The 10,060-nt window shown below is 75.8% G+C and carries 10 protein-coding genes; 6 read left to right on the forward strand and 4 right to left on the reverse strand.

Annotated features, from left to right (window positions below; translation table 11 throughout):
• Positions 1-1,283, reverse strand: a 1,283-nt coding sequence (locus OO48_RS32940; RefSeq protein WP_033223079.1) for an HtaA domain-containing protein, incomplete at its 3' end; no start/stop codon positions are given.
• A gap of 194 nt (positions 1,284-1,477) precedes the next feature.
• Here OO48_RS32940 and OO48_RS32945 point away from each other — a divergent pair.
• From OO48_RS32945 to OO48_RS32955, 3 genes are read left to right on the forward strand one after another with little or no spacing between them, the layout of a single operon-like run.
• Positions 1,478-2,503 carry a heme/hemin ABC transporter substrate-binding protein gene (locus OO48_RS32945; protein WP_033223080.1) on the forward strand — a complete coding sequence of 342 codons (1,026 nt, stop codon included), beginning with the start codon at positions 1,478-1,480 and terminating at the stop codon, positions 2,501-2,503.
• Complete coding sequence (locus tag OO48_RS32950; RefSeq protein WP_033223081.1) at positions 2,500-3,579, forward strand: FecCD family ABC transporter permease; 1,080 nt, start codon at positions 2,500-2,502, stop codon at positions 3,577-3,579. The genes OO48_RS32945 and OO48_RS32950 overlap by 4 nt, the downstream gene beginning before the upstream one ends.
• Positions 3,576-4,361, forward strand: coding sequence for a heme ABC transporter ATP-binding protein (locus OO48_RS32955; RefSeq protein ID WP_033223082.1), 786 nt, complete (start codon positions 3,576-3,578; stop codon positions 4,359-4,361). Before OO48_RS32950 ends, OO48_RS32955 begins: the two co-directional genes overlap by 4 nt.
• 502 nt (positions 4,362-4,863) lie before the next feature.
• Here OO48_RS32955 and OO48_RS32960 read toward each other — a convergent pair.
• Positions 4,864-5,568: a TetR/AcrR family transcriptional regulator gene (locus OO48_RS32960; RefSeq protein ID WP_051733347.1), complete on the reverse strand. Its 705-nt coding sequence runs from the start codon at positions 5,566-5,568 to the stop codon at positions 4,864-4,866.
• Between the two features lie 106 nt (positions 5,569-5,674).
• On the opposite strand from OO48_RS32960, the gene OO48_RS32965 reads away from it, so the two are divergent.
• The 3 genes from OO48_RS32965 (at position 5,675) to OO48_RS32975 (ending at position 9,372) form a co-directional block, all read left to right on the forward strand.
• Positions 5,675-6,856, forward strand: a complete 1,182-nt coding sequence (locus tag OO48_RS32965) for an FAD-dependent monooxygenase (RefSeq protein ID WP_033223083.1) — start codon at positions 5,675-5,677, stop codon at positions 6,854-6,856.
• Between the two features lie 27 nt (positions 6,857-6,883).
• A complete protein-coding gene (locus OO48_RS32970; RefSeq protein ID WP_245194905.1) occupies positions 6,884-7,573 on the forward strand; it encodes an ArsR/SmtB family transcription factor in 690 nt (229 codons plus the stop codon).
• Positions 7,574-7,932: 359 nt separating this feature from the next.
• A complete protein-coding gene (locus tag OO48_RS32975; RefSeq protein ID WP_033223084.1) occupies positions 7,933-9,372 on the forward strand; it encodes a glycoside hydrolase family 6 protein in 1,440 nt (479 codons plus the stop codon).
• Between the two features lie 90 nt (positions 9,373-9,462).
• Here the strand turns inward: OO48_RS32975 and OO48_RS32980 are convergent, their stop codons facing one another.
• The gene (locus OO48_RS32980) at positions 9,463-9,849 is read right to left on the reverse strand and encodes a hypothetical protein (protein ID WP_167346497.1); all 387 of its coding nucleotides are present in this window, start codon (positions 9,847-9,849) and stop codon (positions 9,463-9,465) included.
• Positions 9,846-10,031, reverse strand: a complete 186-nt coding sequence (locus OO48_RS38725; protein ID WP_157845606.1) for a hypothetical protein — start codon at positions 10,029-10,031, stop codon at positions 9,846-9,848. Before OO48_RS38725 ends, OO48_RS32980 begins: the two co-directional genes overlap by 4 nt.
• Between the last annotated feature and the right edge of the window lie 29 nt (positions 10,032-10,060).

Consider the following 10,060-nt stretch of genomic DNA (forward strand, 5'->3'; position numbering starts at 1 on the left):
GGGAGCGGGGGGACGGTCGCGGTGGGGGTGAGGGGGAGGCTGACGGTGAGCGGGTCCATCGCGGTGCCGGCGGGGTAGAGGTTGCCGAAGGCGCTCGCGCCGGCGGGGGTGAGGGTGAGCGGGAGGTCGGTGGCGGTGAGGAGGCCGTCCGCGGTCTCCAGCGCGGCCGGGTCGAAGGTGGCGATCTCGGTGGGGGTGCTGGTGCGGGTGGTGCCGTCGGGGGTGCGGCCGGAGACGTCGACGGTGAGGCGGCCCTCGGCGCCGCTGGTGGTGAGGCGGGGGTCGGCGAGGGTGAGGTCGAGGCCCGCGGTGTCGCCCTCGCGCAGGCCGGTGAAGCGGACGGCGCCGGCGAAGGCCGCGTCGAGGGTGCGGGTGTCCGGGTCCCAGCTGCCGTGGGCGGGCGTCCAGCGGAAGAAGGCCCCGCCGTCGGCCGCGCCGCCGCCGAGCTGCCAACCGCCCCGGGCGACGGAGCCGGTGACGTAGTCGCGGAAGGTGCGGCGCACGCCCCAGTCGAGGGCGCCCCGGTCGAGCGCGGTGGCGGTCGCGGACGCGGTCGCTGACGGGGTGGCGGACGCTGACGGGGTGGCGGACGGAACGGGGTCGGCGGCCGTCGCGGACGGGGTGGGCGCCGCGGACGGGGTGGACGCCGGGGTCTTGAGCGTCACGGAGAAGGTGAGCGGGTCCAGCGGCGTCCCGGCGGTGTAGAAGCCGCCGAAGGCCTCCGCCCCGGCCGGGGTCAGCGTCGCGGGGACGTTGCTGAGGGTGAGGGTGCCGGTGGCGTTCTTGAGCGAGACGCCGGCGAGCGAGAGGTCGGCCAGGCGGGCCTGGCCGGTGCTGGTGGTCCTGCCGCTCTCCCGGGACTTGGAGCTGACGTCCGCGTACAGGGCGACGCTGCCGTCGGCGGTGGCCTTGACGGTGAGGTGGGAGAGGGCGAGGTCGAGCGCGTTCGTGCCGTTCTCCTGGTGGCCGGTGAAGCGGACCCCGCCCTGGAAGGCGGCGGAGAGCGCGCCGGTGGACGGGTCGTAGCCGCCGGTCGCGGAGTGGAAGCGGAAGGCCGAGCCGCCGACGGTGGCCGCGCCGCCGGTGAGCGCCCACTTGCCGCCCGCCACCGGGCCGGTGACGTAGTTGAGGAAGGACTGCTTGATCCCCCAGTCGAGGCGTCCGCCGGAGACGGCCGGGTCGGCCGCGGCGGCCCGGCCGGGGAGCCAGGCGAGGGCGAGCAGCAGGGCGAGCGGCAGCACGAGCGCGGTGCGCGCCCGTCCGGCCGGGCGGCGGGGTGGCACGGGTGGCCGTCCGGGGACGGGTATGGCGGATCACTCCTCGGCGGAGGGGAAGAGGGCAGGTGGCGGGGGGTGCGGAGAAACCACCCCCTGTTTAAGTGAGGTAAGGCTAACCTAATATATGGGTCAAGTGTTCCGCCCACGACCCCCTCGGGTCGGCCGCGACGGAACGTCAACGCACCGAGAAAGGCCCGAGGTTGACCCGCACCCTCCGCGACCGGACCAGAACCGCCCCCGCCGTCCTGCTCGCCGTCCTCGGACTCCTGCTCGGCGCGAGCGCCTGCGCCACCGGCCGGGCCGCCACCGACCCGGAGGCACCGGCCGCGGCCACCGCCGACCCGGACCGGATCGAGGCGCTGCCCGACCCGCCCACTCCCCGACTGCCCGTCACCGTCCCCTCCGCGGACGGCCGGCAGACCACCGTCACCAGCGCCGAACGGATCATCCCGCTCAACGGCAGCCTCGCCGAGCTGGTGTTCAGCCTCGGCCTCGGCGACCGCGCGGTGGCCCGGGACGTGTCCACCACCTTCGAACAGGCCGCGCAGCTCCCCGTCATCACCCAGGCCCACGAGGTCTCCGCCGAGGGCGTGCTCTCCCTGCACCCCACCGTGGTGCTCGCCGACCGCAGCACCGGACCGGCCGAGGCCGTCGAACAGATCCGGGCCGCCGGCGTCCCGCTGATCGTCCTGGACGACGCCAAGCAACTGGCCGACATCGGCCCCCGGATCGACGCGGTCGCCGCCGCGCTCGGCGTCCCCGAGGCCGGTGCGCGGCTCAAGGAGCGCACGCAGCGGCAGATCGCCGAAGTGCGGGCGCAGCTCCCGGCCGCCGGGGCCGCCCGCCCCAAGGTGGCGTTCCTGTACCTGCGCGGCAGCGCCTCCGTCTTCCTGCTCGGCGGCCCCGACTCCGGCGCGCCCTCGCTGATCGAGGCCGCCGGCGGCGAGGACGCCGGCACCGCCGCCCACCTCACCGGCGACTTCACCCCGCTCACCAGCGAAGCCCTGGTCGAGGCCGCGCCCGACGCGATCCTGGTGATGAGCAAGGGCCTGGAGTCGGTCGGCGGCGTCGACGGCCTGCTGAAGCTCCCCGGCGTCGCCCAGACCCCCGCCGGACTCGACCGCCGGATCGTCTCCGTCGACGACGGCCGCCTGCTCTCCTACGGCCCGCGCACCCCCCAGGTGCTCCGCGAGATCGCCACCCGACTGCACCGGGACGCCCAGTGACCGCCACCCTGCCCGAGACCGCCGCGCCCCCGCGCGCGCAGCAGCCCGCCCGCGACCGGCGCCCGCTGCTGCTGGCCGGACTCGGCGCCGCCCTGCTGGTCTGCGCGCTGCTCGCGGCCGGCACCGGCGCCTACGCCATCCCGCCGGGCGACATCCTCGCCTCGCTCGCCCACCGCGCCCACCTCGGCGGCCACGCCCTGGAGCGCGTCCCCGAATCGGTGCTGTGGAACGTCCGGCTGCCCCGGGTGGTGCTGGCCCTGCTGGTCGGCGCCGCGCTCGGCTGCGCCGGGGCGCTGATGCAGGGCGTGTTCGGCAACCCGCTGGCCGAACCCGCCGTGATCGGCGTCTCCTCAGGCGGCGCGGTCGGCGCCGTCGGCTGCATCGTGCTCGGCCTGGACGCGCTCGGCTCGTGGACCGTCACCGCCGCCGCGTTCGCCTCCGGGCTGCTCACCGTCGGCGTCGTCTACGCCGTGTCGCGCAGCGGCGGGCGCACCGAGGTGGTCACCCTGCTGCTCACCGGAGTCGCCGTCAACGCGTTCTGCGGCGCCCTGATCGGGCTGCTGCTGTTCACCGCCGACACCGCCGCGATCAGCCAGGTGACGTTCTGGCAGCTCGGCTCGCTCTCCCAGGCGGGCTGGGCCAAGGTGCTGGCCGTGCTGCCGTTCGCGGCCCTCGGCCTGGCCGTCGCCCCTCGCTACGCCCGCCGCCTGGACCTGCTCGCGCTCGGCGAACGCTCGGCCCGGCACCTGGGCGTGGACGTCGAACGGATGCGGATCGTGCTGATCACCGTGGTCGCCCTGCTCACCGCCGCGGCCGTCGCGGTCAGCGGCATCATCGGCTTCGTCGGGCTGGTCGTCCCGCACCTGCTGCGGATGCTCGCCGGGCCCGGACACCGCTTCCTGCTGCCCGCCTCCGCCGTCGGCGGCGCGCTCGTCCTGGTCGCCGGCGACCTGGCCGCCCGCACCCTGGCCGCCCCCGCCGAACTCCCGCTCGGCGTCCTGACCGCACTCCTCGGCAGCCCGTTCTTCTTCTGGCTGCTGCGCCGCACCCGACGCCGCCAGGGAGGCTGGGCATGACCGCGCTACTGGAGGCCGACGGCGTCGGCTGCGCCGCCGGGGGACGGGAACTGCTGGCGGACGTCCACCTGGAGGTGCGCGCCGGGGAGATCCTGGCGCTGCTCGGTCCCAACGGCGCCGGCAAGTCCACCCTGCTGTCCGTACTGGCCGGCGACCGGCGCCCGGCGCGCGGCGAGGTCCGGATCGACGGCCGCCCGCTGGCCCGGTACCGACCGCTGGAACTCGCCCGCCGCCGCGCCCTGCTGCCGCAGGACCACGAGGTGTCCTTCCCGTTCCCCGCCGCCGAGGTGGTCCGGATGGGACGCGCCCCCTGGGCCGGCGCCCGCTCCGCCGCCGAGGACGAGCGCGCCGTCGCGGCCGCGCTGGCCGCCACCGAGTGCGCGCACCTCGCCGAGCGCCCGTTCACCGCGCTCTCCGGCGGCGAACGCGCCCGGGTCGCCCTGGCCCGGATCCTCGCCCAGGACACCGCGCTGCTGCTGCTCGACGAACCCACCGCCGCGCTCGACCTGCGCCACCAGGAACTCGTGTTGCGGATCGCCCGGCAACGCGCCGCCGCCGGACGCGGCGTGGTCGTCGTCCTGCACGACCTCACCCTGGCCGCCGCGCACGCCGACCGGATCGCCCTGCTGGACGCCGGCCGCACCGTCGCCACCGGCCCCACCGGCGAGGTCCTGGACGCCGCCCTGCTCAGCCGGGTCTACCGGCACCCCGTGGAGGTGCTGGCGCACCCGCGCGGGGGCGCGCCGATCGTGCTGCCCGAGCGCCCCCGGGAAGCAGATTGACGGATCGTCTGCCCGGGAAGATCCACCGGTGGCGGGCGACCGGACGGGCGGGAACCGGGCCGGGCGCGGTCCGGGCGGGTGACCCGGACGGACCGGTCCACATGTCCGCGCCAGGTACGGGTAACCGCACCAGCAGGAACCGGACCACCCGGACACCCGGAGGCACCACGATGCAACTCACCATGGTTCTGCTGCTCACCCCGCTGGTCGTCGCCGCGGCCGTCACCGCGACGCGTTCCCCCGCCCGGCGCGGCCGCCACCGCGCCGCCCCGCGCGGCCGCGAGTCCTGACCGACCGTCACCGGTCGGTGGTGCCCCGGCCCGGCCGTCCGCGCCGCCGGCGGTGGGTGGCGGTGGGCGGCGGTGTCCGGTCCTGTCCGTCCGGCCTCGCCGCCCTCCAGGTGTCGGCGGCGCTGCTGTACGTCGCGCTCAGGCGGGAGGCGCGGGAGGTGCGGGAAGTACGGGCAGCGCGGGAGGCGCGGGGCTGACGGCGGGCCGCCCGGTCAGCGGGTGCGGGTGCGGTGGTCGATCAGGGTGGCGAGGCCGTCCAGGATGCGGTCGAGGCCGAAGTCGAAGGCGTTGTCGCGGCCGCCGGGGGGCTCGGTGAGCGCGGTGGCCAGGGCGGGGTAGTCGGCGGCGCGGGCGTGGATCAGCGGGACGAGGGCGTGCAGGAGTTCGGCCTCGGGGGAGCCGGTGGCGGACTGGCGGTGCTGGGCGGCGATGGCGCGGACGTGGCCGATCAGCAGGACGGCGGCGTCCATCCGTTCGGCGCCGGTCAGGCCGTGCCCGTCCAGGGCGGCCACCACCCGTTCCAGCCAGGCGAGTTCGCGCGGGCCGGTGGGGCGGGGGGCGGAGAGGGCGTCCAGCAGCCAGGGGTGGGCGGTCAGGACGGCGGCCAACCGGTGCGCCCAGTCGGTGAGTTGCGCGCGCCAGGGGGCGCCGCTCGGGGGCGGGGGGTCGCCCGCGGTGTGTTCGATCATCAGGGCGACCAGCTCGGCCTTGCCCGGCACGTAGCGGTAGAGCGCCATCTTGGTGTGGCCGAGCAGCCCCGCGACCCGCTGCATGGACACCGCCGCCAGGCCCTCGGCGTCCGCGATCTCGATCCCGGCGCGGGCGATCGATTCCAGGGTGAGGCCGGGCTTCGGCCCCCTGGTCGGTCGGGCGGGCGGCTCCCACAGCAGCCGCAGCGCCGGGTGCGGTTCGGTCACGGCCCCTCCTCGTGCCGGGGGCCGGCCTTGTGCGCGACCCGGAACTGCGTCTACCGTACACAGCATCGAACTGTGTCCAGTGGACGCAATTAACAGGAGGAACCCCGTGCGGATCCTGATCTCCGGCGCCGGCATCGGCGGCCCCGCGCTCGCGTACTGGCTCGCCCGGTACGGGCACCGGCCCACCGTGGTCGAACTCGCCCCCGCGCTGCGGGCCGGCGGGCAGGCCGTCGACTTCCGCGGGCCCACCCACCTGACCGTGCTGCGGCGGATGGGCCTGCTGGAGGAGTTGCGCGAGCGGCAGACCGGCGGCACCCCGATGACCTTCACCGACGTCCGCGGCCGCACCCGGCTGCACCTGCCCGCCGAGTTCGCCGGCGGCGAGGTGGAGATCCGGCGCGGGGAGCTCGCCCGGCTGCTGCACCGGCACAGCGCTCCCGGCACCGAGTACCTGTTCGGCGACACCGTCACCGCCCTGCGCCAGGACGCCGAGGGCGTCGACGTCGCCTTCCGGCACGCCCCCGAACGCCGCTTCGACCTGGTGATCGGCGCCGACGGGCTGCACTCCCGGACCCGCGCCCTCGCCTTCGGCCCCGAACGGCGGTACGTCCGCCACCTCGGCTACTACGCCGCCACCTGGCCCTTCGCCAACCGCCTCGGCCTGCCCGCCGGCAGCACCGGCACCAACACCCCCGGCCGGCTCGCCGCCGCCGGCGCCGACCCCCGCGACCCCGAACTGGCCGGGGCCTTCCTGCTGTTCGCCTCGCCCGAACTCGCCCTCGACCGGCACGACCCCGCCCGGCTCAAGGCCCTGCTGCGCGCCCGCTTCGCCGACCTGCCGCACCCCGTCCCGCACCTGCTCGACACCCTGGACGAGGTCGACGACCGCGACCTGTACGTCGACTCGATCAGCCGCGCCGACGTCCCCGCCTGGTCCGACGGCCGGATCGCCCTGCTCGGCGACGCCGCCTGCGGCGCCACCATCGGCGGCATGGGCACCGGCACCGCCCTGGTCGCCGCGTACGTCCTGGCCACCGAACTCGCCCGCGCCGACGGCGACCACCGCGCCGCGCTCACCCGCTACGAGCGCACCGTCCGGCCCTACGCCGAACGCTGCCAGCGCGGCGGCGACCGCACCGGCCCCTTCCTCGCCCCGCGCACCGCCCGCGGGCTGTGGCTGCGCAACACGCTGCTGAGCCGGCCCGCGCTGCTGAACCGGATGCTCGCGATGGGCGAGCAGGTCGCCACGCTCGACCTGCCCGAACCCGTCCGCGAGCCGCAGGGGTGAGGTGGTCGACCGCAGTACCCTTATTCCATGGAGTCCGCGAGGAACGGGGTGACCGCCATGGCGGACCGGGCCGCGAAGAGCGAGCTGTACGAGGCGTTCGCCACCACCGGCAAAGCGCTCTCCAACGGCAAGCGACTCGAACTGCTCGACCTGCTCGCCCAGGGCGAGCGCACCGTCGACGCGCTCGCCAGAACCGCCGGCCTCAACCTCACCACCGCCTCCGCCCACCTCCAGATCCTCAAGCAGGCCGGGCTGGTCGCCACCCGCCGCGACGGCGTCCGCGTCCACTACCGCCTCGCCGGGGACGACGTCGCCGCCCTCTTCGCCCGACTGCGCCTGGTCGCCGCCCGCCACCAGGCCGCCGTCGCCCCCGCCCTGGCCGCCTACCTCGGCCCGGAGGAGGACGACACGCTCACCCGGGAGGAACTGCCCGCCCTGGTCGCCGCCGGACGGGCCGTCGCGCTCGACGTCCGCCCCGCCGAGGAGTACGCCGCCGGGCACATCCCCGGCGCGCTCTCCCTCCCGGTCGAGGAGCCCGCCGACCGGATCGGCGAACTCCCCGCCGAGACCGAGGTCGTGGTCTACTGCCGGGGCGCCTACTGCGCCCTCGCGCACGACGCCGTCCGCCTGCTGCGCGCCCGGGGCCGGCGGGCCCTGCGGCTCGACGGCGGCATGCTGGAATGGCGGCTCGCCGAACTGCCGGTCGATGCGGCCTGACCGCGGCCTGACCGCGGCTCCCGCCGTCCTCGCCGTTCCGGCCGTTCCGGCCCTTCCCGGGCGTGAAAGTTTCTCGGTCGCGGCGGGTTTTCCGACCCCCTTCCGAAGTGGGACGGAACGTGTGCGAAGGGCCCCTTCGACAGCAGTTCGACAGGGCGGAAGCCGGTCGAGGGCGGGCGGTGGGGCGGGAGTTCGCGGCGTGCGGGGGCCTGCCGCCGGGGCGGGTCGGGCCGCTAGCATCGGCCGCGGTCCGCTGCGGGAGCGCTCCCACGCTCCGGTTCCCGCATCGTCCCCGGTCAGCATGCCCCCACCTCGATGCCGGCCGCCTCTCCCACCCGAGAGCACCCCCGGAGGACACCGTGCACACCCCCGACCCCCACCCGCGCACCGCCGTCACGCCCGCCAGGCCGACCCGGCGCGCCGCCGCCCTCGCCCTCGCCGCCGTGACCGCCGCCGTCGGCCTGGTGGCCGCCGCCCAGGGCGGCGCCGGCGCCGCCGTGCAGGGCAGCCTCGCCCCGGACACCCAGTTCTACAAGGACCCGACCTCCCAGGCCGTCAGGTGGGCGGCCGCCAACCCCGGGGACTACCGGGCGCCGGTGATCTCCAAGCGGATCGCCAGCCAGTCGCAGGGCATCTGGTTCGCCAACTACCGCCCGGACACCATCACCTCCGACGTCCGCACGATCACCTCGGCCGCCTCCCAGTCCGGCCAGGTGCCGGTGCTGGTGGCCTACATGATCCCCAACCGGGACTGCGGCGGCGCCTCGGCCGGCGGCGCCCCCGACCTCGCCTCGTACGACGCCTGGGTCGGCAAGTTCGCGGCCGGGCTCGGCAGTTCGCGCGCGGTCGTGGTGCTGGAGCCGGACTCGGTCGCGCTCACCACCTGCCTCAGCGCCCAGCAACAGAACGACCGCTTCGCCTCGCTGGCCCGCGCCGTCACCACCATCCACGCCGCCGACCCGAACGCCAAGGTCTACCTCGACGGCGGCCACTCCACCTGGAACTCCCCCTCCGAGCAGGCCAACCGGCTGCGCAGCGCGGGCGTGCTGAACTCGGACGGCTTCTTCACCAACGTCTCCAACTTCAACACCACCTCCAACGAAGCCTCGTTCGCCCACAACCTGCTGGGTGCCCTCGGCAACCCCGGCAACCTGCACGCCGTCATCGACACCAGCCGCAACGGCAACGGCCCGGCCGGCAGCGCCTGGTGCGACCCGACCGGCCGCAAGATCGGCAACTACCCGACCGCCGCGACCAACGACAGCGCGATCGACGCCTTCCTGTGGATCAAGCCCCCGGGCGAGGCCGACGGCTGCGCCGCCGCGGCCGGGACGTTCGTCCCCGACATCGCCTACCAGCTGGCGGTCAACGCGGCCGACCCGAGCTCGCCGCCCCCGTCCAGCCAGCCCCCCACCTCGCAGCCGCCGTCCTCCCAGCCGCCGTCCTCGCCGCCCCCGTCCTCGCAGCCGCCGACCGGGAACGCTTCCTGCTCGATCGCGTACCGGGCCAACTCCTGGGCGGGCGGCTTCACCGCCGACGTCACGGTGAAGAACACCGGCAGCACGACGATCTCCGGCTGGAAGCTCGGCTGGACGTTCCCCGGTGACCAGAAGATCACCAGCGCCTGGAACGCCAAGGTCACCCAGAGCGGAGCCGTCGTCACCGCCACCGACCTCGGCTACAACGGCACCCTGGCGGCCGGCGCGTCCACCAGCTTCGGCCTGCAGGCCACCTACGGGTCGAACAACACCACCCCGAGCGCCTTCACGCTGAACGGCACCGCCTGCACCACCTCCTGAACCATCCTCCCCAGCCCCGCCGGCCACCCCCCACCCACGGGCCGGCGGGGCACCCCATTCCCCCTCCCCGCACGGTCCCCGGCGCGGTCCCTACGGCCGGAGTTGGACGGCCGTCACCATCACGTAGCCGACCAGCAGCCCGAACAGGCACACCGCCGTGATGTACCGGGGCGTGAACGGCAGCCCCGCGAGCGACGGGTAGAGCAGGACGGCGCCGCCCGCCGCGAGGTCCGCGATGTACAGGCCGTCGGGCGGGACGATGCCGGTGCTGTGCGCGGCCCAGCCGGTGGCGATCAGGAAACCGGTCAGCAGGGTGAACCCGGACAGCAGCCCGGAGCCGATCGCCCCGAGGGTGGGGTGCGGTTCCGGGAACGGCTCGCCCTCCGGCACCTCGGGGCGCAGGCGGTGCGCCACCGCGAGCGCGCCCACCGCGAGCGCCATGGCCCCGAGGGCGCCGAACAACGGAGCGGGATTCAACGGCTCCTCCTGGAGAACGCGAAGTGCTGCCCGGCGAGGGCCGCGAGCGCGGCCGGCAGCAGGACGGTGACGAGCAGGACGGTCGCCCAGACCGAGGGTTCGATCGGGCCCGGACCGGCGGCCGGGGTGTCCGGCGGCGGCACGGCGACCAGCGTCGAGGGCGAGGCCTGTCTCTTATACACATCTGACGCTGCCGACGATACTCCTTGTT

This window comes from Kitasatospora phosalacinea (assembly GCF_000716545.1).
In the GTDB taxonomy this organism is placed as follows: domain Bacteria; phylum Actinomycetota; class Actinomycetes; order Streptomycetales; family Streptomycetaceae; genus Kitasatospora; species Kitasatospora phosalacinea.

Bases quoted from the DNA above. Each gene is read 5' to 3' on its own strand.
- OO48_RS32955 (WP_033223082.1), top strand. From the start codon at position 3,576: ATGACCGCGCTACTGGAGGCCGACGGCGTCGGCTGCGCCGCCGGGGGA.
- OO48_RS32970 (WP_245194905.1), top strand. From the start codon at position 6,884: ATGGAGTCCGCGAGGAACGGGGTGACCGCCATGGCGGACCGGGCCGCG.